Below are 23,932 nucleotides of genomic sequence, written 5' to 3' on the forward strand. Positions count from 1 at the left end.
GGCTATAAAATGGAACAGAAAAAATGCCGTTTTTGCCACTCATTACTAACCAACACTTTTTTAGATTTGGGCGTTTCCCCTCTTGCTAATTCATTTGTAGCTCCTGAAAGCTCATATAAAATGGAACCTTTTTATCCGCTGCACACATTTGTTTGTAACTCTTGTTTACTCGTACAGCTAGATGAATTTGAATCCCCACAAAATATTTTCCATAACTATTTATACTTCAGCTCTTACTCCTCAAGTTGGCTACTACACGCTAAACAATATGTAGAAATGGCGATTAAGCGTTTCAACTTAACGAAACATTCAAAAGTGATTGAAATCGCAAGTAACGATGGGTACTTATTACAATACTTTAAAAAAGAAAATATCGAGACATTGGGAATTGAACCCGCGAAAAACGTAGCAGAAATTGCTATCAAAAAAGGAATTCCTACTCATGTGAATTTTTTCAGTAATGACTTAGCAAAAAAATTGCCACAAGCTGATTTAATCGTCGCAAATAACGTATTAGCACATGTTCCAAACTTGCATGATTTTGTTGCCGGTTTAAAAACGTTATTAAAACAAGATGGCACGATAACAATTGAATTCCCACACTTATTAAACCTCATATCCTTTAAACAGTTCGATACTATCTACCATGAGCACTTTTCCTACTTCTCACTTATAAGCCTTCAAAAAGTTTTAAGTTATCATCATTTACAAATTGTTGATGTAGAAGAACTTTCAACGCATGGTGGTTCCTTACGGATTTTTGTAAACCATCTAAGTGCCCAATCAACTATCCATTCCAATGTTACAAAATTAATTCAAAAAGAAGTCGACCACGGGTTAGATACTTTAGATTGCTATCTCCTTTTTTCTAAACGCATCGAACAATTGAAAATAAATATTTTAAAGTTTTTTATTGAAGCGAAAGCTTTAAACAAACAAATTATCGGTTACGGTGCTCCAGCTAAAGGAAACACCCTTTTGAATTATTGCGGGATAGGTAAAGAATTTCTAGCTTATACAGTAGATAAAAATCCTCACAAACAAAATCTCCTTTTACCAGGAACTCGTATTCCAATAAAATCTCCAGCAGAAATTAAACGTACAAAACCGGATTACATTCTTATACTTCCTTGGAATTTGAAAGACGAAATTATGAAAGAATGCTCTTTCATTCGTGAATGGGGCGGTAAATTTTTAGTGACGGTTCCAGAAATTGAGGTGATCGAGCCATGAAGAAAGTTGTTGTAACAGGTGGTAGTGGCTGGATAGGTAAATATGTTGTACATTCACTTATACAAAAGGGATATGAAGTGCACGCCACGTATAATAAAAATAACCCCTCTCACCTCCCTTGCCATTGGCATAAAGTAAACTTGCTTCGCGATGACGAAGTAAAACAATTCATTTCGGATGTTCAGCCTAGCCATCTCATTCACCTTGCTTGGGAAGCAGTGCCACCAGCATGCTATGTATCTATTAATAATTACTATTGGCTAAAGTCTAGTATTTCATTGATTCAACACTTTACAACATGCGGTGGAAAGCGTGTTGTCGTTGCAGGTACTGGCGCAGAGTACGAATGGTTTAACGGCGTATTATTTGAAGATTCACCGCTCCTTTCCTATAAAACCCCGTATTCTTTATGTAAAAATGCACTGCACTCCTGGCTAGAAACGTATGCACAACAAACAGGCCTCAGCATGTGTTGGGGCCGCATTTTTCATATGTATGGACCTCACGAACAAGGTAATCGGCTCGTTTCTAACATTATCACTTCCTTATTAAAAAACGAGGAAGCACTATGTACACATGGAAAACAATCGAGAGATTTCCTCCATGTGAGTGACGTCGCTGACGCTCTCGTAACAATATTAGAACATGGCGTTACAGGCACCATCAATATCGCTTCAGGTCAATCTGTACAAATTAAAGAACTAGCTTCTATCATCGCTAAAAAAATAGGAAAAGAACATTTAATTAAACTAGACGCGATTCCTTTCTCTAAGGATGAACCTTTATTTGTCGGCGTTAGTGTAGAACGTTTAAAAACTGAAGTAAACTGGAAACCAACATACGATTTAAATACAGGAATAGAAGAAACAATTTTATGGTGGAAATCATTTATACAAAAACATAACGATATGCATCACTAAAACGTAAATCCTTTGTTCCTCTCGCTAATTCCTTATACCATTCTTCTAATCTTTCCGGCGTAATAATATGGTGCGTCCCCATTCCCCCATGCTTACTAGCTTCAGAAAGAGTCGGACCAATTTGTAACTTTCTCTTTCTCATCACATCGTTCCACGGACTAAATCCAAACCATAATATACAAGCAAGGGGCGGATAAATCATAGATTCATGCGCGGATAGATGTCTTCCAACCGTATAACTTCCATGTTCATGATTATGAATAAATCTACCCCTTCTCCATGACGGCCAATCTTCTGGTAAATAACCATGAAATCGCTGTTTCATTAAAGGTATTCCAAAGTTAAGGTCCGGATAGTTGTAGTTAGGATCATCAACCATAATAAGCCCGTCCAGCCAATACATCCTCCCTCCCAATTCATTTAGTGATTTCCAAAACTGATTTTTATCTTGCATGCAAAGAAACTCAGTCGTATTTAAAACCATTTTCCATCCTTGTACTTCTTGTTCTATCCTCATCACTTCATGATCTGTCGCATATGCATCAAACTTTGGATTTACAGAATCTCGCACTTCCCAATGCGGTGCGAATTTTTTACAAATCTCAACGGAACGATCTGTTGAACCTTTATTAATTAAAATACCATGATCAAACAGTTTCGTGTGATGCATAAGCCACCATGGTAGTAAATACTCTTCGTTATAAAAATGAGAAATAACGGTTCTAGTTATTACAATCTCCTCCTCTTTCTCTATTAATCTACTTTTTACTCTACAACCAATATACTCACAAACAAAAAATATGTGTCCTAATTATTAAACAAATAGTATTACTAATATTTTTGTAAGTTTTCCTTTGGTGTCCAGCCCTTCTCATCATCTGTTCCTTCTCACCAAACCCATCCTTTCCAGTTATACTTCTCTTCGTGATAAAACATCCAGTTTTCCCAGTCTTCTGGACCAACGTAACTCTCTATCATTTTCACTACACCCCTCTCTTCTAAGCGAATTGGATTAGGATAATTGCTAACATGTGATTTTATAACGATATATTTCATAAGAACCTCCAATAAACTGAAAATTAAGTTATAATATCATTATAAAATTATGAAGGAGGAATGCACTCATGTACTACAACACTTCATTCGAAAACGATCAACCTGTAGGCCGTCTATAAACTAAGACGGGCATTCATTTAGCACATACACTATGCCTCGTCTTAGGGAGCTCATATTACCCTAAAAATAGACGGAGGTATTTCAAATGAAACAAACAATTTTAGGAGCTATATACTTATCACTAGCAGCAAGTATATGGGGCGGTATGTATGTTGTTAGCAAATACGTACTCGATTTTATCCCACCACTAACACTCGTTTGGCTACGCTTTATTATCGCTTTTGTTGTTTTATATGGCATTTTGAAACTAGCTGAGAAAAATCAAAAGAAAAAAGTAACCATTCGCAAAAAAGATTGGCTCCTATTCGCTTGGATTGGATTTATCGGCTATTTCATTTCGATCACATGCCAATTTATCGGAACAAAATTATCCGACGCTCATACAGGCTCGTTAGTTACATCAGCTACACCTGCATTTATGGTTATATTTGCAGCGCTCATTTTGAAAGAAAAACTAACTGCTCGTAGACTTTTATCTACTATAATAGCGACAATCGGTGTCATTATCGTAATCGGATGGGATATTGAAATTGGCTCCTATTTTATCGGAACAATCATTTTAGTTGGAGCCGCTATTACGTGGGCTTTACTATCTATTTATGTAAAAATCGCTTCAATCCAATTTTCATCCTTAGTTATTACAACGTACGCAATTTTCTTTTCACTCTTTTTTATTACACCTTTTATGATATGGGAGCTACAAGCGGCCTCTATCGGAACAGTAAATACGTACGTAATATTAGGCGTATTATACTTAGGAATCGTCTCAACAGCAGGTGCCTTTTTCCTTTGGAATAAAGGATTAGAATTACTGGATGCAAGCATAGGTTCCTTATTTTTCTTCTTCCAACCTATCGTTGGATCGTTACTTGGTTGGTTGCTCTTAAATGAAACATTAAATAGTAACTTTTTTATTGGTGGTATTCTTATTATATGTAGCGTTTTAATTACTACTTTTGAAAAGAAATAAAAAGCAGGCAGAGATTCTTAGTCTCTGCCTGTTCGCATTATTGGATCTTGGTCGTGAAAACCAATACAAATCGGTATATATCATAATACTTCGCTTCTATTTGCTCTACTGCTAACGAAAAGACATCCTCTTGCATCTCTTCTAAATACTGAAATATATCCACACTAAATACTCCTCACTCTTTACGCACTCCAATGCGATGGACGAGACAATAATTTCGGTAATTTCGTATGTTTGTCCCCTCTAGCAGCATTAACTTGAACTTGCGTCAGAAAAATACTATTAGTAAAATCAGCCCCGCGAATATCTGCATCTCGCAAATCTGCTCCGATGAGATCTGCCCCTCTTAAATCTGCACCATTTAAGTTAGCCGCAATTAAGTAAGCTCCTCTTAAATTTGCACCTTGTAAATTTTTCTTTCTCAGATTCGCTCCCATAAGGTCTGCTCCGCGGTGAATGATTCGTTTCTTACGCGCAGTATTCATTTCCTTCCATACTAATTCGCTCGTTTCTAAAAGAAGAATGTTCACCTCTGCCCTATGCATTGGAACATTTATTTTCATTAACTCATCTGGATTTAAATTCGAAAGTCGCTCTGTCTCCTCAATTGCGTTCTCCAGCTCTTTATGAATTGGCTGTGTTGCCTTTAAAAGAATCGCCTCATTCAAATACCAAAGCATTTCATGAAGTTGATGCATAACTGGAAAAGCATCGTACATTTTTCTTGCATGCTTTGCATCTTTCCGCCAATCAATCCCTTTAAACGTACCCTGAGAAATCTTCTGTCCAGCACCGAAACACTCAAATACTGTACAACCTTTATAACCTTTTCCTCTAAGATTTTTATGTATACTACATTTAAAATCTGATTGTAAGTTGGAACATGGTTTACCACCATCTTTATTCACTGCAAAATCTACCGATGCTGCGAACGGTAATGCAACGCAACATAGACCGAAGCATGTTTCGCAGTTTGCTTTTAAATGATCGTTATGATTAGTCAAAATCTATACCCCCTGTTGTCTTTTGACTATTTCATAATATTCCAACTGTAATAAATAATCAATTTTAAAATAAACCAGCATCTTTCGTTTCAATTCATAACTTTATCATTCGATTTCCTTTCAATTGAAAAGGACTATTTCTATTTAATGAATTATAATTAAATTATAAATTTTCTAACTAAAAAGGAGACTTATTATGGCACTAGAAATGAAAACAAACTGTCAAATTTGCGATCAATCGCTCGAACAAGATTCTGAAGCATACATTTGTGTATATGAATGTACATTTTGCGCACCATGTACAGAAGAAAGACATAACGTTTGTCCAAACTGCGGCGGCGAGTTAGTACGTAGACCGAAAAAGAAATAATAAAAAGCAAAGCGATATCGCTTTGCTTTTGTTTAGGCATCTGAAATTATATATTTAAAAACTTCACACAAACAGGCTCTGGCACAGCAACATCAGATTGTAAAAGTGTTAACTTACCTGTAGATTCATCTCTTGAAAATAACACAAGATTATGTGACTTTTCATTTGTAGCAACAAGGAACTTTTCAGTAGGATCTAATACAAAGTCTCTTGGCCAATTTCCTTCTGTAGATGTGTGTTCAACAAATGTAAGCTGACCTGAATTTTGATCTACGCTATAAACAGCGATACTATTATGACCACGATTACCTGCATATACAAAACGGCCGTCAGAAGAAATATGAATCGCACTTCCTTGATTATTTTCATCAAATTGTTCTGGAACAGTAGAAATATACTGTAATTCTGTAAAGGATCCTTCTGCAGGATTATATGTTAACACAATAACCTCTGAACTAAGCTCCGTCATCACATACGCATACTTTTCATTCGGATGAAAAGTAATATGTCTTGGACCACTTCCTGGATTTACAGATAAACGATTCACTTCTGTTAATGTACTATCTTTTACTTCATACATAATTATTTTATCTATCCCTAAATCAACGCCCACTACATATTTTTCATCAGGAGTGTACCCCGCGTAATGTGCATGTGGTTTTTCTTGTCTTTCTTTATTCGGACCTGAACCTTCATGCGCCATAATAGATGAAGCAGGATTTACAGTTCCATCTTCTTCATTTATTTCAAAAGACTCAATCGTTCCTTTATGGTAATTCGCTGTAACTACTGTATGATTTCCACTATCAACACTAATATGACAAGGAGAAGCACCTTCTACTACTTGTCTATTTCTCGCTTTTAGTTCTCCAGTATGACTATCAATGGAATACGCAGCTACACCGCCAGATTCGCCTTCCTTAACAACAGAATAGAGATATTCATTATTTTGGTTAATCGTTACATATGTAGGGTTATCCAGCTTAGCGGCAAGTGTTACATTACTAATTTTTTTTGCTTCTGTGTCTAAAGTAAACTTATATATTCCTTCGCTATTTTCTTTCGTGTAAGTTCCAACATATCCAATAAACTCTTTGTTATCCTTCATTTTCATAACCCTCTCTCCCTATATTTTACGTTCATCATGCTTCTTAAAATATTTTATGTTGAAAGAGTATCCAAAAAAATCGGAGTACTTCTTTATACGTTACCATATTTTCTTGGTAAATAGCTTTTAAACCCACTTTTTTTGATACGCTGCTATACTTTCACATTCTTCTTCCAATTGACGGGACAGACGAATATAGATTGGCGTTAAATCTTTATATTTTTCCACACTTTCCATGTTTGGCTCATGATGAAAATCTGCACCTACCATTTCAGAAACTACGGATAATGTATCTATTTCACCTAAACTATATAAACCGAGGATTGCAGCTCCTAAGCAAGAGCTTTCAAAACTTTCCGGAACATATACGTCTTGATGGAAGATATCCGCCATCATCTGTCTCCAAAGTTCCGACCTTGCAAAGCCGCCTGTCGCTTGAATTTTTTTCGGTTCGCCAATTAACTCTTTTAAAGCGAGAAGAACGGTATACAAGTTATAAATTACTCCTTCTAAAACAGCACGGATAAGATGTTCTTTCTTATGATGCAATCCGAGTCCAAAGAAAGATCCTCGTGCATTTGCATTCCATAAAGGAGCTCTTTCCCCTGCTAAATACGGGTGAAATAATAAACCGTCAGATCCAGGATTCACTTTTGCCGCTATTTCAGTAAGTACTTCATATGGATCTTTCCCTAAACGCTTCGCAAGTTCAATCTCTGAAGTGCCTAATTGGTCACGAGCCCATCTGAAAATCATACCGCCGTTATTTACTGGTCCACCGATTACCCAATGGTCTTCAGTTAACGCATAACAAAAAATTCTACCTTTCGGATCTGTTACAGGACGATCTGTTACAGCACGTATCGCACCGCTTGTACCAATGGTAACAGCCACAACGCCAGGATCTATTGCATTTACACCTAAATTAGATAGCACTCCATCACTCGCTCCTACTACAAAAGGCGTAGAAACAAGTACATTCATCTCTTTGGCAAGCTCTTCATCTAATCCTGTTAAACTGTGCGTTGTTGGAACAAGTTTAGAAAGCTTTTCATCTGTAATTCCCGCAACATGTAAAGCCTCTTCATCCCATTTTAAAGATTTCAAATTAAACATCCCTGTCGCTGACGCTATAGAATAATCAATTACATACTCTTTATATAACTTGTAAAAAACATATTCTTTAATAGAAATGAATTTATAACTTTTTGCGAATAACTCTGCCTTCTCATTCTGTAGCCAAACTAATTTCGAAAGCGGTGACATAGGATGAATTGGTGTGCCAGTACGAAGGTAAATTTCATGACCATTCATATCATTCTTTATTTTCTCCGCCCAGCTTGCACTTCTATTATCTGCCCAAGTAATACATCCCGTTAATGGATTCCCCTTTTCATCTACAGCAATGAGACTATGCATTGCCGAACTAAAAGAGACACAAAGAATATCACTTGGCTGTACACTACTTGATCGTATAGTTTCTTTAATCGTATTTATTACTGCACGAAAAATTTCTTCTGGGTCTTGTTCCGCTGTTTCAGGCGTAGGAGAATATAAAGGATATTCAATTCCATGACTAGCAATAACAGATCCATCAGTAGAAAATAGAACTGATTTTGTACTAGTTGTCCCAATGTCTACACCAATCATATATTTTGAGCTCACCATTTCTTCCTCCTAACAAAAAATCCCTATAGTATCCTAATAATATAAGAACCATAAAAATACATTTATTTTATCTATTCATAACGTTATGTGCTAAAGTTATCTCTCTACATTCATATAAAAATATCCTTATTTTAAACAAACATATCGAGTAGTAAAACTCCTCCAAAAGCGATAAATGAAAGTAACGTTTCTAATACTGTCCATGTTTTAAATGTTTCTTTCACTGTTAAACCTAGGTATTCTTTTACCATCCAAAAACCAGCATCGTTTACGTGTGAAAACATTAATGCTCCTGCACCTGTTGCAATAACGAGTAACTCTAAGTTCACACCTGTTGTATTTTCAACGATTGGCGAAACGATACCCGCTGCTGTTGTTAAGGCGACTGTGGCTGACCCTGTCGCAATTCGAATTAAACCAGCTACTATAAATGCTAATACAATTGGAGATAGAGCTAAATGTTCAGACATTTGAGCAATAGCATTCCCTACCCCACTATCGATAAGAATTTGCTTAAAACCCCCGCCGGCACCAATAATCGCAACAATTGAACCGATTGGTAATAAGCTATCTTCTGTTATCTTCTTAATAGCTTTTTTATCGATACCTTGACGAAATCCAAGAAAATAGAACGCCGCAAAACATGCAATCAATAGTGCAATGATAGGACTACCGATTAATGTGACAGTCTTCATCAAAGTAGTAGAAAGAGGCACATAAGGAGCTGCTGCAGCTAAAACCATTAACATAACAGGTAACAATATAACTAAAAATGAAACTCCTATTCCTGGTAATTTCGTTGATTTTGTATTTACACGAATCAATTCTGGCTCATTTTCAGGAATTACACGTTTGTGAATCCATTTCGCAAATATAGGACCTGCAATAATCGCTGCAAAAAATGTAATAATGAGTGAATACATTAGTACCTTCCCAAGATTCGCTTTATAAATACCAATTGCAACTATGGCCCCTGGATGCGGAGGAACAAGACCGTGCACGACAGATAGCCCAGCAATTGCTGGTAATGCTATTAATAAAATATTTTGTTTCGTTGTTTTATGAATTGAAATTACTAACGGCAGTAATATTAAAATGCCTACTTCAAAAAACACCGGGATTCCAATAATAAAACCTGCAATTAACATAGCCCATGGTAAGTTTTTTATCCCAAAGGATTTAATAAAGAACTCTGCCACTTGCATTCCAGCACCTGACTCTGCCATCATTTTCCCTAAAATTGTACCTAATACTAAAATACCTACTAAATGCCCTAGAACACTTCCCACTCCTGTTTCATAAGCACTCACTATTTTATCCATTGGCATTCCAGACATAATTGCTAAAAACAAACTTGCAACCGTTAAACTAATAAACGCATGCCATCTCCACCACGACACCCCTAAAATAACAATTACGATTGATAATAATGTAATCATTAAAAGGTACATATTCATACTCAATCCCCCTTTATGTAAACCCTTTCATAATTACTATATAATTAAAAGAACCTATATAGTTCTTACTTGAGTAAAAGATACCTTTACATATTGCTATACACTTAAAAGCATCTTCACATCATAATGATTTATATAAAAAGAATCTCCCTTATTAGAGATACACTATAACTCATCTCTCTAATAAGGGGATTTCTCTTTAATAATTATAATGTTATTGTGATAAATGCTTCGCGCGATCAATTTTTCCTTTTTTAAAAGTGAATGACACTTTCTTCTCTGCTGTTTTCACGTAGTAAGACTACAAACTCAGGATCCAGTTTAAACGATGAAGTTACTTAGGATTTGTCCTCTCATGAAAAGCAATTTTCGGAAAGCACCTTCACTTTCATGCATTATAATTTAGGAGCTTTCGCCCAATCCGCAGCAAACTTCTCAATACCTTGGTCTGTTAATGGGTGCATAGCAAGTTGTTCAATTACTTTATAAGGAATTGTTGCAATATGAGCACCTGCCATCGCTACACGAGTTACATGATCTGGATGTCTGACAGAAGCCGCAATAATTTGTGTATCTAATTGATGAACATCGAATAATTCAGCAATTTTAGCAACTAATAATACACCATCTTCAGAAATATCATCTAAGCGTCCTAAAAATGGAGAAACGTACGTTGCACCCGCTCGAGCAGCTAAAAGTGCTTGGTTCACAGTGAAAATAAGTGTAACGTTCGTTTTCACACCTTTTTCAGTAAGATAGCGACAAGCTTCTAATCCTGCTAGCGTCATTGGAAGTTTTATCGTGACGTTTTTATCACCACCGTTAATTTTAATTAATTCTTCTGCTTGAGCAATCATTTCTTCAGCTGTAACAGCATCTGGAGTTACTTCTGCCGAAACAGACTCAACTTTAGGTACTGCCTGACAAATTTCTGCGATACGGTCTTCAAACTTAACGCCCTCTTTTGCTACTAAAGAAGGATTCGTTGTAACACCAGCTAAAACTCCAAGTTTATATGCTTTTTTTATGTCCTCAAGATTTGCAGTATCAATAAAAAATTTCATGATCAATTCCCTCCAGTTTTTAAACGTTGATGAGTTACATGTTTAATATGCTTATCCCGTAAAAGCCCGATTGGTATGGAATAAAGCCCCTATTTATTAAAGTTTCACTTTATTTCTTTTCTACTGCATGTCCGCCAAATTCATTGCGCAGAGCTGCTACAACTTTTCCTGTAAATGTATCATTGTCTAATGAGCGGTAGCGCATTAATAGAGACATTGCGATAACAGGAGTTGCTGTTTGAAGGTCTAATGCTGTTTCTACTGTCCATTTTCCTTCACCAGAAGAATGCATAACACCCTTAATTTCATCCAGTTTTGCATCTTTAGAAAATGCATTTTCTGTTAATTCCATTAACCAAGAACGAATTACTGAACCGTTGTTCCATACTCTTGATACTTTTTCATAATCGTAGTCAAATTCACTTTTCTCTAGAATCTCAAATCCTTCACCAATAGCAGCCATCATACCGTATTCAATTCCGTTATGAACCATTTTTAAGAAGTGACCACTACCAGCTTTTCCAGCATATAAGAATCCATTTTCTACAGCAGTATCGCGGAAGATAGGTTCAACGATGTCCCAAGCTTCTTGATCTCCTCCGATCATGTAACAAGCACCATTACGAGCGCCTTCCATTCCGCCAGAAGTTCCTGCATCCATAAAGTGAATGCCATCTTTCTTTAATTGCTCATATCGGCGGATAGACTCTTTATAATGTGAATTACCAGCTTCAATTAAAATATCTCCTTTTGATAAAAGTGGTGTAACCTCATCAATAACAGAATCAACAACAGCGTGTGGTACCATTACCCAAAGAATTCTTGGTGATTGTAATGACTGAACAAGTTCACTTAAACTAGATGTACCCGTTGCCCCGTACTCTTTCATTTCTTCTACTGCGCTCGTATTTAAATCAAATGCTACTACTTCATGTTTATGATCCATTAAATTTTTCCCTAAATTTAATCCCATTTTACCTAACCCAATTAATCCTACTTGCATAATATAATTCCTCCTCAAATCATCTTTTATTAAAAATCCATATCACTACAATCTGGAATACCTTTCAGCACTGAAATGTTAGTATGTACAGAAAGGTATTCACAGTCATAGCTTAAGAATTCAACACATTTTTTGTAATTTGAACAACATTTTCTGTCGTAAATCCAAATAGATTCATGACTTCAGCTCCAGTTCCTGAAGCTCCAAATGTTTCAATTGATAGTACTTTTCCTTCTTGTCCTACATAACGTTCCCAACCTAGAGATACACCCATTTCAAGAGATACTCGTTTCGTTATAGAAGACGGAAGAACGGATTCTTTATATTCGTTCGATTGGCGATCGAATAACTCCCAGCTCGGCATTGCAACGATGCGAACAGAAACTTGATCTTCTTCTAATTTTGCTTTCGCACTAGCAGCTAAGGATACTTCAGAACCTGTCGCAATTAAAATTACATCCGGATTTTCATTTGTTTGTGTTAATACGTAAGCTCCTTTAGAGAGATTCTCTATGTTCGCTTTCGTTTCATTAAACACCGGTAAATTTTGACGGCTCAGTACTAAAACGACTGGACCATCCGTTTGCTGTAAAGCATACGCCCAAGCACTTGCTGTTTCATTTGCATCTGACGGACGGATAACTGTTAGACCAGGAATTGCTCGAAGCGCTGCCAATTGTTCAATTGGTTCATGCGTTGGACCATCTTCTCCTACAGCAATCGAATCATGTGTAAATACGTAAGTAACAGGTAACTTTTGCAGTGCAGCCAGTCGAATCGATGGACGAAGGTAATCATTAAATACAAAGAATGTACTTACGAAAGGTTTTACTCCTCCATGGAGAGCCAGTCCATTCGCTGCCGCGCCCATTGCATGTTCACGTACACCGAAGTATATATTTCGTCCAGCATACGATTCTACCGCGTACACAGCTTCACCTTTTATATCTGTCATAGTGGAATGAGAAAGATCTGCACTTCCACCGAAAATAGAAGGAATCGATTTCACATAATGATTAATAGCTTCCCCACTTGCAACACGAGTGGAAATCGTTTTTTCAGTATCAAAAGATAGAATGTCTTTCGCTTCAATTAAAACCTCACCTGTAATCGCTTTTTCTAATTCATCTGCTAGTGCAGGGTTCGACTCTCTGTATGAGTTGAACTGCTCATTCCAGTCATTTTCTTTTTCAATACCTTTTTGTTTCAGTTCATTAAAATGAGCTTTTACTTCTTCAGGTACAAAGAAATCTTCCTCATAATCCCAACCATACACTTGTTTTGTCGCTGTTGCCTCTTCTACGCCAAGCGGATTACCATGTGCTTTGTTCGTTCCAGCAACTTTTGGACTTCCATAACCTATAATAGTTCTAATTTCTATAAGAGTAGGTTGATCCGTATTTTCTTTCGCTGATTGAATAGCTTTTGTAATAGCATCGACATCGTTTCCATCTTCAACTCTTACATATTGCCAATGTACAGATTCTGCCCTTTTCTGAATATCTTCAGAGAAAGCAATGCCTAATTCACCATCAAGTGAAATTTCATTTGAATCATACAGTACAATTAACTTGCCAAGTTTCATATGTCCTGCCATTGACATCGCTTCATAAGCGACACCCTCCATTAAGTCACCATCTCCGACTAAAGCGTACGTATTGTGATTTATAATAGAGTGACTATCCCTATTGAACTTCGCCGCTAAATGCGCTTCTGCCATTGCCATTCCGACAGCATTGGCAATCCCTTGTCCTAACGGGCCTGTCGTTGCTTCGACTCCAGAAGTATGACCAAACTCAGGATGTCCTGGTGTTTTACTATTTAACTTTCTGAAGTTTTTCAAGTCATCAATTGAAACATCATATCCAGCTAAATGAAGCAGGCTATATAACAGACTAGATCCATGTCCCGCCGATAAAACGAAACGATCACGGTTAAACCATTCTGGGTGATTAGGATTGTAATTTAAATGATTCGCCCATAATGCATAAGCCATTGGCGCTGCTCCCATCGGAAGACCTGGATGACCTGAGTTTGCCGCATTAATAGCATCAATCGATAACGTACGAAGTGTATTCACTGCTAATTGATTTATGTTTTGTGTCATAGTAATCGTCCCCCTAAATGCTTTCATTAAAGAAAGTACTTATTTTTCCGTCTCTTGATCTAACCACCATTTAAATCCACTTTCTTGTAACAGTTCATTAGACGCTTCTGGACCATATGAACCAGACTCATATTCATGAAGCGGTAATAAGTTTTCCTCGAACGCTTCAAGAATTGGTTGTACCCATTCCCATGACAATTCAACTTCTCTCCAATGTGCAAAGAATGTAGCGTCTCCACTCACAGCATCATGAATGAGTCTTTCATACGCTTCAGGTACTCCCACATCCGCTTGCTCACAAGTAAAGTTAATACGCATCGGTTCAATTTCTCCATTTTTCAATGGATTTTTACTGTTTAACTGTAATGAAACGTTCTCACCTGGGCTAATTTCAATTATTAATAAGTTAGGTGCTGCATTTGGATTATTATCTTGATATTGCTGTTTTAACGTATTTTTAAACTCGATTACAATACGAGTAGACTTTTCTTTCATTCGTTTTCCTGTTCGTATATAAAATGGAACGCCAGTCCAAAACGGATTATCGATCCACAAGCGAGCAGCAACAAATGTGTCTATGTTAGAAGAAGGATTTACTCCTGGTTCCTCTTTATATGCTACAACTTGCCCGCCTTTTATCTCTCCCGAAGCGTATTGACCGCGAACGATATGGTTTTGAACGTCTTCTTTTTTCACTTTACGAAGCGTCTCCATTACTTTTCGTTTTTCCTCTCGAATTTCACACGCATTAACCTTTTCCGGCAGATTCATAGCAGTCATCATTAATATTTGTAACATATGATTTTGAACCATATCTCGAATGGCTCCTGCGTGATCATAATATCCAGCTCTTTCTTCAACCCCAACCGTTTCACTAGCTGTAATTTGTACATTCGCTATATGTTCTTTATTCCAAATCGACTGGAGAACAGGATTTGCAAATTCTAGCGCTTCAAGATTTTGAATCATCGGTTTACCTAAATAATGATCGATACGGTATATCTCGTCTTCTTCAAACGTGCGACTAAGCTTATCATTAAGCTCACGAGCAGATGTAAGGTCGTGCCCAAACGGTTTCTCAATCATCAGGCGTTTCCATCCATCCGTTTTATCAAGTCCGCTTTCCTTAATATTTAAAGCAATCGTCTCGAAAAATTCAGGAGCAACTGAAAGATAGAACATTCTATTTCCTTTTATATGTAGTTCTTCTTCCCTTTCACGAACGACTTGTAATAATCTCTCATAATCTTCCGGCTTACTCACATCTAATGGACAATAGCGAAAATTATCTAAAAAACCTTCGAGTTCCGGAGTACCTTCTTCCCTCTGACGGGAAAACGTCTCTATTGATTCTTTTATTCTTTCTTGAAAATCTTCATGAGATACTTGACGTCTTCCAAGCCCGATAACAGATATTTGCTTTGGAAGCTTTTGATCTCTATATAAGTTATATAGCGCGGGGTAAATTTTGCGTTTCGCTAAGTCCCCTGTCGCTCCAAATAAAACAAAGGTCATTGATTCCAAGTTCAGTCCCCCTCTTGTTGTATAATCCTCGTCAATATACTAAAAATGAATTGTACAGAAGCTCATACTCTTATACTTCCTGTTTTTATAAAAAACAAAGAGTTATCTAATTCCAATTCTTTTTATACCTTTCGCTCTCTCATTGTCCCCAATATTAATAGTGGCAATTCAAAGCATTTCTACTGCAACTTACTTATTTATAGAACTTAACGAGATATTTTATATCTAATTACTTTTAGTAATTAAGTAATCCTATGTCTAGTATATTAACCACATAAATTATTATCGTCAATAAAAATGTCTTGAATTAAATACTATTTATTTTGTAATACTTTTCTAAGTGTATTCCTAGTTACCATTCATTTTCAAAGATAATGATTGATATAATAAATATCAGTTTCATCAAAATCTTCAATTAATTTTCAGTTAAACTCGCGAGCAGACGTTACATTATAATCAAAAGGCTTCTCTATAATAAGACGGTTTAATCCTTTTGTAGTCCACAATCCACTCTCTTTAATATTTAAAGCAATCACATCAAATACTTCTGGTACAACAGATAGATAAAACATACGGTTTTCAGAAATATTTAATTCTGTTTCACGCTTTTTTACAAGGCTCAGTAAATCTTGATAGCCCACTATATTCGCTGTATCTAATTGACAATAACGAAATGTGCTAATAAATTCTTCTACTCCTGATTCGTCATCAGAAGATATTCTAGAAAATGTAGCAAGGGATTGTTCCACCTTTGTTTGAAATTCCACATCTGACATTGCCCTTCTGCCAATACCGATAATCGAAATAGATTGTGGTATATTTTGATTACTAAATAGTTTATATAAAGCAGGGTAAATTTTGCGTTTCGCTAAATCCCCTGTCGCTCCGAATAAAGTGAAACTTTAATCAGTGGAGGTTTTGTTCATCCCCACTGATTATTAGCCTTCACCAATCGGGCTTTTACGAGCAGCCCAACTCCCACCTAACTTCTTTGCTTTCGCTGAATTTTGAGGCGGGGGTCTTACTGCCCGGCAAATAGCGGGATAAACATAATGAATAAATCATGCTGCAAAAATAACATCTACCCTTTCTTCATAAAGCTTTACAATTGCTTTCGCAAGTACGTTACATTATTTCACGTACTTTCCCCTTCTCTATATAAAATTCTCACTAACAAAATTCAAAATATTATACTTATTTTTCGTACTTTGCTATGCTATAACCACAAACAGGAGGTATAAACTATGAAAGCACAAATTATCCATTCTTTTGGGGATTCATCTGTATTTCAATTAGAAGAAGTTTCAAAACCAAAACTTTTACCAGGTCATGTTCTAATCGATGTAAAAGCAACAAGTGTAAATCCAATCGATACAAAAATGCGTAGTGGTGCCGTTTCAGCCGTCGCTCCTGAGTTTCCAGCTATATTACACGGCGATGTAGCTGGTATTGTTATTGAAGTAGGAGAAGGTGTTTCGAAATTCAAATCAGGGGATAAAGTATACGGATGTGCCGGAGGTTTTAAAGAAACTGGAGGTGCACTTGCAGAATTTATGCTTGCTGATGCACGATTAATTGCTCACAAACCTAACAATTTAACAATGGAAGAAGCTGCTGCTCTACCATTAGTTGCAATTACAGCTTGGGAATCTTTATTTGATCGTGCAAATATTAAACCTGGTCAAAATGTGCTCATTCATGGAGCTACTGGTGGCGTAGGACACGTAGCCATTCAACTAGCTAAATGGGCAGGCGCTAAAGTTTTCACAACAGCTTCTCAGCAAAACAAAATGGAAATAGCCCATCGTTTAGGAGCCGATATAGCTATTAATTATAAAGAAGAATCTGTTCAAGAATATGTACAAAAACATACGAATGGAAACGGATTTGAAGTTATATTTGATACAGTAGGCGGCAAGAATCTTGATCATTCTTTTGAAGCTGCTGCGGTCAATGGAATCGTCGTAACAATCGCCGCTCGTTCAACCCATGACCTCTCTCCTTTACACGCAAAAGGACTCTCTCTGCACGTTACTTTTATGGCGTTAAAAATATTACATACAGATAAACGTAATGATTGCGGAGAAATCTTAACGAAAATAACGCAAATTGTAGAAGAAGGAAAACTTCGTCCATTGCTAGATTCTAAATCTTTTACGTTTGATGAAGTTGCACAAGCACATGATCATTTGGAGTCGAATAAAGCAATAGGAAAAATAGTGTTGAAAAACGTTTGGTAACAATAACCCGATAATATAAATAATGATTCATGCTGTTAGCTTAATGCGTAGATTAATTGTACAAATGTCAAACAAGGCAATCAAAAATGATCGCCTTGTTCTTTTTTTATATAATAGTATTTTTCCGATTTCATCAATAGCATGGCCCTTTCCCGAAAAAGAGCGAATAACTCTACTATAGCTAGACCGTATTATTACATTCGAATATTACTTATGAAATTTCACACGCTCTTCAAGTGGTTGGAATTCTTTTTCACCTGGTGCAGCTGTTGGATTACCAAATGGCATTTGTGCAATTAGTTTCCAATTAGCAGGGACATTCCATTCTTGTTTTACCTCATCGTCAATTAATGGATTATAATGTTGTAATGATGCCCCTAATCCCTCTGCTTCTAAACCTGTCCACACGACTAATTGGTGCATACCTGATGCTTGGTGTGACCAAATTGGGAAGTTTTCAGCATATGCAGCAAATTTTTCTTGAAGCGATTTAACGATAGCCTCATCTTCAAAGAATAATACTGTTCCATAACCAGCTTTAAAAGAATCCATTTTTTGTTGCGTTCCTGAAAAATCTCCATCTCCAACTACTTTTCTTACTGTTTCAGTGGTAATATCCCATAATTTATCATGAGCTTCACCAAATAATACAACTAATCGTGCAGTTTGAGAATTGAAAGCGGATGGAGTATATTTCACAGCAAACTCCACGATTTCTTTAATTTTTTCATCCGATACTTGTACCTCTTTATTAATCCCATAGTAAGTACGTCTTTCTTTCAGTGCAGTATAGAAATCTTTTGTCATAATTCCGTTCCTCCTAAGTTTTAATATTCTTCAAAATGATACATCTCGAAGATAATATGCGTTTAAATGAGTTCATTTTTGAATCATTGAACTTCCTAGCACCCATTGCCAGTCATTCTAAATCTAAACACACTGCTTCTTTCAGTTTTCCTAAAAAAAGCCTTATAACATCATTCATAAAATCTAATCATCATTCGGTACTATTTTACCCATTCTCTATTCATGTATCCTGCTTGTTTCATATTTACACAAATATGAAATGTAGCTACTTTAATCACCAAATTTCACATTAATTTAGAGCATCTTCAATTACAGCAATTTCGCTCACTCGAACAAAACGATGCAATTTAAAGAACATTGCAAAATTAAGTACTACCTGTAAAAGAACCCTCTTAGCCGACTATAAGAAAAAATAATAAAAAGCCAAAAACGAACAATAATATGTTCATTCTTGGCTTTTACTTAACCATCACATTTACTTTTACTATTGCTTCAAATGATTTTTAACTGCCCTTATTACCAATTCGTGATCTTCTTCTGGTGGTAATCCTGAAACTGTTATCATTCCAATAACCCCTACGTTTTTTATTCTGATAGGAAAACATCCACCAAACGCAGCGTATTCTGAAGTATCTAAAAGATATTTTTCATTATAGGAGACCCCAGTTATTTCACTTTGTATCTGCATATAATACGAGCTACGATCATGCAGGGAAACGACTCGTTTTTTACGCTCAATCCATTTCGTATTTTCCTCATTTGTTCCTGTCATCTTGAAATGAAATAATTGCACACCATTTTTCGTTATATCAACAGCAATCAATTTCCCCTCTCGCTTTGCTGTTTCAACGATAAATAAACCTAGTTGCAAGGCATCTTCATTTGTAAAAGAGGAAAATTGAAGTGTTTCCTCCTCTTTTAAAATTTGTTTACTTATTTCATTCAAATTTGAAGTACTCATATCTTTAACCTCCATAATTATTTTATGCCACACCGACATTTTTTCGAAATTATTAGGCCATATAGTACAACCTTTCAATCAATCTGATTCTAAATAAACTACTGTAACATCTTTGGTAACTAGTAGTACCGTAAAGCTTGTTTTCTTCTTACTGGTGCTATTATGAATGACATTCAAAGTTATAAAAAGTACTATTCTACTTATCCCTATCTTACAGAGACTATTATGAAATATATTTAACATCTTAAAAATGTATGTACTAAAGAATAATATTTTTAATCACTAACTTTTTTGATCAATCGTTATAATCCAATTTCATCAAAATTTTTATCAATTATTACACTATCCAACAATAGGAGGAAACAAAGATGGATGAAAATATATCCAAAAGCTGAAAAGCAGTTGAGTCCCTTGAGAGAATAGTTATAATTCACTACATATAGAAATAGACATACAAAAACGCCATCCTTTCCTATAATTCTAAAGAAAGAATAGCGTATTCTTTTCAAAAATGAGTTCTTTTATTGAAAAACTTTGATTCTATATTATACATAAAAGGGCAACCAATGCTAAAACAGCTGGAAGTCCTTGTTTCACAATAATTGATTTATTAGATGTGAAACCTCCGAAAATAGCTGCTATCACCACACAAATCACGAAAAATAATTGGACCATATAACCAATTGGATTGAGCCCAAGTACAAGTCCCCAAATGAGACCAGCCGCTAAAAATCCATTATATAAACCTTGGTTTGCAAACATAATGGCTACGTTTCGATCTCCTTCTAAATGCTTCGGTAATTTGAAAGCACGTTTCGCTACTTTTGAATCAATAAAAAACATTTCAAGGATCATGATAAACAAATGTTCTAATGCTACGATCCCGACTAAAATAGCTGCGATTATTTCCACACTATTCTGCCCCCTACACTCTCTATTCTTTAATATTCTCTACATTTTTTTGCATCTGTAATAGAACATGAATAAGTATTTTGCGTTCTTCTCCACTGATATTTACGAACATTTCCTTCATAAAATATTCCTTTTCTTTCTTGTTAAAATATTAATTGATGTATCAATTATTGATACATCAATTAATATACATCTCTCTTTTTATTTTTGCAAGTTTTTTTGCTCAATTGGTTTTATTTTGTTCCAGCAACTTTAAACCAATTCAAAACATCAGTTCGTATTTCTAGAAATCATAATTACTTTAAGTTCATTCTGACAATCATATTTAACTACATATATAAAAGAATTGAGTTATATCTCCATCAATTTATAAAAATTAATTTTTTCTAAAAACAGATACTTTACGTTTTTTATAGTAATAAAAATCATTTTTTGTTTCAGAGGCAATCCATTTTGTTAGCTTGATGGGCATAGGATAGCACCCAGATGACGAACCAATTATCTTTCAAGAAGACGACTAGAAAACTGGATTTGGTACAGGAGTTGCCTACTTCCCCGATTCAGATGGTACTAATTTAGAGCTTATTGCTCCAAAAGGTCCATTTAGACGTGAATAGTTAAAATATATTAATACTGAAAAACCACCTTTATGAGAGGTGGTTTTTTGTTGCTAATGGTGAAGATTAATATTGAGGTCTGATTGAGACCTATTCCTATTCCTTTTCCACATCTTTCATCATACCATCGAAAGAATAGTCTTATAGCTATTTCAAATATTTCGGCAGTACTATATCGCTAGCAAGCTAAAATTTCATGGTACTCAAAAAAAATCTGCTGAATCATAACCAAAAAGTTCATTTTATCATTTCAGGGTAATTCGAAATTCTTAAGTTGTCGGGCACGGGGTACAGCTGAAAAACAGTGTATATTCATTAACTTCAAACTAATTTTGATGTAACAAAATTTGTATTTATACCTTTTTAACGAATTCAGATTTTAATTTCATAGCTCCAAAACCATCAATTTTACAATCAATATCATGATCTCCATCAACTAATCGGATACTCTTTACTTTTGTACCAATTTTTACAACTGATGAAGTTCCTTTTACTTTAAGATCTTTAATTACTGTTACAGAATCACCATCGTTTAAAATATTTCCATTTGCATCTTTAATTACCTTTGTATCTTCACTATTTTCAGCTTCTAATTCTAAAGTCCACTCATGAGCACATTCTGGACAAACAAAAAGATTCCCATCTTCGTAAGTGTATTCTGAATTACATTTTGGACAATTTGGTAAATTAGGCATATTTTTATTTCCTCCACTCGTTTTCGTTTATTCTATTAAATAAATATTATTTTTAATTTCCGTTTTTCGTTTAAATGTAGGGAAAATATTCTCTTCTTGCTGTTTGATACTTATTTGTTGAATGTATAAAAAAAACTACTTGTTCACACCTTGTAAAAAATCTTCTCCACATTCTCCAAAGCAAACTTTCTTCTTCTCTACTTTTTTAATAAAATGATTAAAAAAGTAGATTAACTCAAACAAACTTTGTATGTGAAGTGAAATTTTTAAAAATCTAATGCATTTTCTTTATTCTTTATTGTATTGATTTCCTGAGATTGCTGAGAAAGCCCTGTACATTCATGAAAAGCAAAATGCTTACACCCTATACATTTTTTTGTATTCAGATGTCCTAAAGCACAATTAATTGCTTCTCCGGTATGATTAAAAAAGTTTTCTTCCCCAATCTCAGCGTACAATCCATTCTTATCTAGATTGGCTTTTAGCTCTGATTGAATTCCAGAAATAAGAAGTACGCCACCTTGTTTTTTGAAGTGCTGAACAATATTCCTAAAGTAAGACTCTCCTGTGGTATCAATAAAAGGAACTTTTCCCATACGTAAAATTAAAACATTAGGTTTATAATGAATAGTCGCTAAAATATTTTGTTCAAATGTTTGAGCAGCCCCAAAAAATAATGGCCCTTCTATTGTATAAATGCTAATTTGTGGGCAATCATGAGCTTTATTTACCACATGTGGTAGCAATTTTTCATTTCTTTTTGTATGATCAGGAAGCACTTTTGATATGACAAGCATATTACTCATACGTTTTGTAAACAAAATAATAGCTAATATAAGACCAATCTCTACAGCTGTTGTTAAACTAGTAAATACAGTAAGTAAAAATGTTACCAATAATACAAGAGAATCTCCCGTCTTCATTTTAAGTATGTGATAAAAATGTTTCTGCTCGCTCATATTCCAAGCTACCACCATTAAAATCGGGGCCATACTAGCAAGTGGAATATGTGAAGCATATGGCGCTAACAGTAGAAGTGTAAATAACACAAATCCTCCGTGAATAACACCCGCCATCGGAGATACAGCTCCACTCTTAATATTAGTTGCTGTACGTGCAATCGCTCCAGTTGCCGGAATTCCGCCAAATAACGGGGTAACAATATTGGCAATCCCCTGACCAATAAGCTCTTTGTTACTGTTGTGTTTACTATTTGTCATACCATCTGCCACGACAGCGGATAAAAGTGATTCAATTCCACCGAGCATCGCAATAACAAATGCAGGACCAATTAACTGCTTTATACGTTCTAATGTGATTTCTGGTATATCAAACTGAGGAAGTGTATTTGGAATCGTACCATATGCTGTACCAATAGTAGGTACATAACCTGAGAAAAATACAGTTGCAATTACAGTTGAAATAACAACACCTACTAATGAACCAGGCACTTTTGGTAAAATCTTTGGTGTTATGAGTATAACAAAAAAGCAAATCAAAGCAGTTATAACACTATAAAAATTGGTAGTACTGATATGAGTGAAGAGTTCCTTCAAATTCGCTAGAAATTCCTCATGCTTTTTTATACCTGTTAAACCTAAAAAACTAGCAATTTGTCCCGTAAAAATAATAACAGCAATACCTGAAGTAAAACCAATTGTTACAGGACGTGGAATAAACTTAATTAAAGAGCCTAGCTTGAAGATTCCCATAAGACATAAAATAATTCCAGCTAACAAACCCGCGAGTAGTAAATTTTCGTATCCATAGGTAATTACAACTCCTAAAAGAATCGGAACAAAAGCACCTGTAGGTCCTCCAATTTGATACTTCGAACCACCAAACAGTGAAATGAGTATTCCAGCAATACAGGTTGTATAAATCCCATACTCTGGCTTAACACCAGAGGCAATAGCAAAAGACATAGCAAGTGGAATCGCAACAACTCCAACAATCATTCCTGAAAGAAGATCCTTTTGAAAATGTGCTAATGAATATCCTTCAAACCTTCCTGTAAATAACTTTCTCATTACAAACCCTTCTTTTCTATTTTTAATAGATCTGGATTACAAATGTATTTCTCGGTCCCTTATACA

General features: G+C 35.5%; 21 protein-coding genes and 2 pseudogenes. 6 read left to right on the forward strand and 17 right to left on the reverse strand.

Translation table 11 applies throughout. The features are described 5' to 3' along the window. Window positions 1-9 precede the first annotated feature (9 nt). Both MHH27_RS17135 and MHH27_RS17140 read left to right on the forward strand, forming a co-directional pair. Window positions 10-1,233, forward strand: coding sequence for a class I SAM-dependent methyltransferase (locus tag MHH27_RS17135; RefSeq protein ID WP_000435776.1), 1,224 nt, complete (start codon window positions 10-12; stop codon window positions 1,231-1,233). Further along, window positions 1,230-2,153, forward strand: a complete 924-nt coding sequence (locus tag MHH27_RS17140; RefSeq protein WP_340943477.1) for an NAD-dependent epimerase/dehydratase family protein — start codon at window positions 1,230-1,232, stop codon at window positions 2,151-2,153. The genes MHH27_RS17135 and MHH27_RS17140 overlap by 4 nt, the downstream gene beginning before the upstream one ends. Here the strand turns inward: MHH27_RS17140 and MHH27_RS17145 are convergent. After that, on the reverse strand, window positions 2,122-2,934 hold the full coding sequence (locus MHH27_RS17145) for a glycosyltransferase family 2 protein (RefSeq protein WP_078400293.1): 813 nt from the start codon (window positions 2,932-2,934) through the stop codon (window positions 2,122-2,124). The two genes, MHH27_RS17140 and MHH27_RS17145, sit on opposite strands and share 32 nt — an antisense overlap. Before the next feature lie 107 nt (window positions 2,935-3,041). Next, window positions 3,042-3,209, reverse strand: a complete 168-nt coding sequence (locus MHH27_RS17150; RefSeq protein WP_000875292.1) for an SH3 domain-containing protein — start codon at window positions 3,207-3,209, stop codon at window positions 3,042-3,044. Window positions 3,210-3,414: 205 nt separating this feature from the next. Here MHH27_RS17150 and MHH27_RS17155 point away from each other — a divergent pair, with 205 nt between their 5' ends. Next, window positions 3,415-4,299 carry a DMT family transporter gene (locus tag MHH27_RS17155; RefSeq protein WP_016512526.1) on the forward strand — a complete coding sequence of 295 codons (885 nt, stop codon included), beginning with the start codon at window positions 3,415-3,417 and terminating at the stop codon, window positions 4,297-4,299. 37 nt (window positions 4,300-4,336) lie between these two features. On the opposite strand, the gene MHH27_RS17160 is transcribed toward MHH27_RS17155, so the two are convergent. Next, window positions 4,337-4,462: a hypothetical protein gene (locus tag MHH27_RS17160; RefSeq protein ID WP_254909184.1), complete on the reverse strand. Its 126-nt coding sequence runs from the start codon at window positions 4,460-4,462 to the stop codon at window positions 4,337-4,339. Between the two features lie 19 nt (window positions 4,463-4,481). Further along, window positions 4,482-5,303, reverse strand: coding sequence for a pentapeptide repeat-containing protein (locus MHH27_RS17165; RefSeq protein ID WP_097822587.1), 822 nt, complete (start codon window positions 5,301-5,303; stop codon window positions 4,482-4,484). Between the two features lie 196 nt (window positions 5,304-5,499). On the opposite strand from MHH27_RS17165, the gene MHH27_RS17170 reads away from it, so the two are divergent. After that, a complete protein-coding gene (locus tag MHH27_RS17170; protein ID WP_001162788.1) occupies window positions 5,500-5,673 on the forward strand; it encodes a DUF1272 domain-containing protein in 174 nt (57 codons plus the stop codon). 46 nt (window positions 5,674-5,719) lie between these two features. Here the strand turns inward: MHH27_RS17170 and MHH27_RS17175 are convergent, their stop codons facing one another. From MHH27_RS17175 to MHH27_RS17210, 8 genes and pseudogenes are all read right to left on the reverse strand, one after another. Beyond that, window positions 5,720-6,787, reverse strand: coding sequence for a lactonase family protein (locus MHH27_RS17175; RefSeq protein ID WP_340943481.1), 1,068 nt, complete (start codon window positions 6,785-6,787; stop codon window positions 5,720-5,722). Between the two features lie 120 nt (window positions 6,788-6,907). Next, complete coding sequence (gene gntK / locus MHH27_RS17180; RefSeq protein ID WP_340943483.1) at window positions 6,908-8,449, reverse strand: gluconokinase; 1,542 nt, start codon at window positions 8,447-8,449, stop codon at window positions 6,908-6,910. Between the two features lie 131 nt (window positions 8,450-8,580). Then, window positions 8,581-9,906 carry a gluconate permease GntP gene (gene gntP, locus MHH27_RS17185; RefSeq protein WP_340943486.1) on the reverse strand — a complete coding sequence of 442 codons (1,326 nt, stop codon included), beginning with the start codon at window positions 9,904-9,906 and terminating at the stop codon, window positions 8,581-8,583. Between the two features lie 395 nt (window positions 9,907-10,301). Further along, window positions 10,302-10,970 (reverse strand): fructose-6-phosphate aldolase, encoded by a 669-nt coding sequence (fsa, locus tag MHH27_RS17190; RefSeq protein WP_000667692.1) that lies wholly within the window; start codon window positions 10,968-10,970, stop codon window positions 10,302-10,304. A 109-nt stretch (window positions 10,971-11,079) separates the two neighbouring features. Continuing rightward, the gene (gene gnd / locus MHH27_RS17195; protein WP_001195925.1) at window positions 11,080-11,973 is read right to left on the reverse strand and encodes a phosphogluconate dehydrogenase (NAD(+)-dependent, decarboxylating); all 894 of its coding nucleotides are present in this window, start codon (window positions 11,971-11,973) and stop codon (window positions 11,080-11,082) included. Between the two features lie 112 nt (window positions 11,974-12,085). After that, the gene (gene tkt, locus MHH27_RS17200) at window positions 12,086-14,080 is read right to left on the reverse strand and encodes a transketolase (protein WP_340943489.1); all 1,995 of its coding nucleotides are present in this window, start codon (window positions 14,078-14,080) and stop codon (window positions 12,086-12,088) included. A 39-nt stretch (window positions 14,081-14,119) separates the two neighbouring features. Beyond that, window positions 14,120-15,604, reverse strand: coding sequence for a glucose-6-phosphate dehydrogenase (zwf, locus tag MHH27_RS17205; protein ID WP_090977524.1), 1,485 nt, complete (start codon window positions 15,602-15,604; stop codon window positions 14,120-14,122). Between the two features lie 422 nt (window positions 15,605-16,026). After that, a pseudogene (locus MHH27_RS17210) lies at window positions 16,027-16,485 on the reverse strand (glucose-6-phosphate dehydrogenase); the annotation flags it as partial. Window positions 16,486-16,848: 363 nt separating this feature from the next. On the opposite strand from MHH27_RS17210, the gene MHH27_RS17215 reads away from it, so the two are divergent. Then, window positions 16,849-17,844 (forward strand): zinc-dependent alcohol dehydrogenase family protein, encoded by a 996-nt coding sequence (locus MHH27_RS17215; protein WP_090977522.1) that lies wholly within the window; start codon window positions 16,849-16,851, stop codon window positions 17,842-17,844. Between the two features lie 207 nt (window positions 17,845-18,051). Here the strand turns inward: MHH27_RS17215 and MHH27_RS17220 are convergent, their stop codons facing one another. The 3 genes from MHH27_RS17220 to MHH27_RS17230 all read right to left on the reverse strand — a co-directional run bounded on the left by MHH27_RS17220 (window position 18,052) and on the right by MHH27_RS17230 (window position 20,524). Continuing rightward, a complete protein-coding gene (locus tag MHH27_RS17220) occupies window positions 18,052-18,651 on the reverse strand; it encodes a nitroreductase family protein (protein ID WP_075718397.1) in 600 nt (199 codons plus the stop codon). Window positions 18,652-19,135: 484 nt separating this feature from the next. Beyond that, complete coding sequence (locus tag MHH27_RS17225; protein WP_100910103.1) at window positions 19,136-19,651, reverse strand: heme-degrading domain-containing protein; 516 nt, start codon at window positions 19,649-19,651, stop codon at window positions 19,136-19,138. A gap of 501 nt (window positions 19,652-20,152) precedes the next feature. After that, complete coding sequence (locus tag MHH27_RS17230) at window positions 20,153-20,524, reverse strand: DUF1304 domain-containing protein (RefSeq protein WP_000402471.1); 372 nt, start codon at window positions 20,522-20,524, stop codon at window positions 20,153-20,155. 482 nt (window positions 20,525-21,006) lie between these two features. Between MHH27_RS17230 and MHH27_RS17235 the strand changes: the two are divergent. Further along, window positions 21,007-21,141 (forward strand): annotated as a pseudogene (locus MHH27_RS17235) (VOC family protein); the annotation flags it as partial. A 353-nt stretch (window positions 21,142-21,494) separates the two neighbouring features. On the opposite strand, the gene MHH27_RS17240 reads toward MHH27_RS17235, so the two are convergent. Further along, window positions 21,495-21,836 carry a zinc ribbon domain-containing protein YjdM gene (locus MHH27_RS17240; RefSeq protein ID WP_001133198.1) on the reverse strand — a complete coding sequence of 114 codons (342 nt, stop codon included), beginning with the start codon at window positions 21,834-21,836 and terminating at the stop codon, window positions 21,495-21,497. A 266-nt stretch (window positions 21,837-22,102) separates the two neighbouring features. Next, window positions 22,103-23,866, reverse strand: coding sequence for a SulP family inorganic anion transporter (locus MHH27_RS17245; protein ID WP_070756814.1), 1,764 nt, complete (start codon window positions 23,864-23,866; stop codon window positions 22,103-22,105). Between the last annotated feature and the right edge of the window lie 66 nt (window positions 23,867-23,932).

The sequence above is a fragment of the Bacillus sp. FSL L8-0152 genome, from assembly GCF_038006365.1.
GTDB classification, from domain to species: Bacteria; Bacillota; Bacilli; order Bacillales; family Bacillaceae_G; genus Bacillus_A; species Bacillus_A cereus.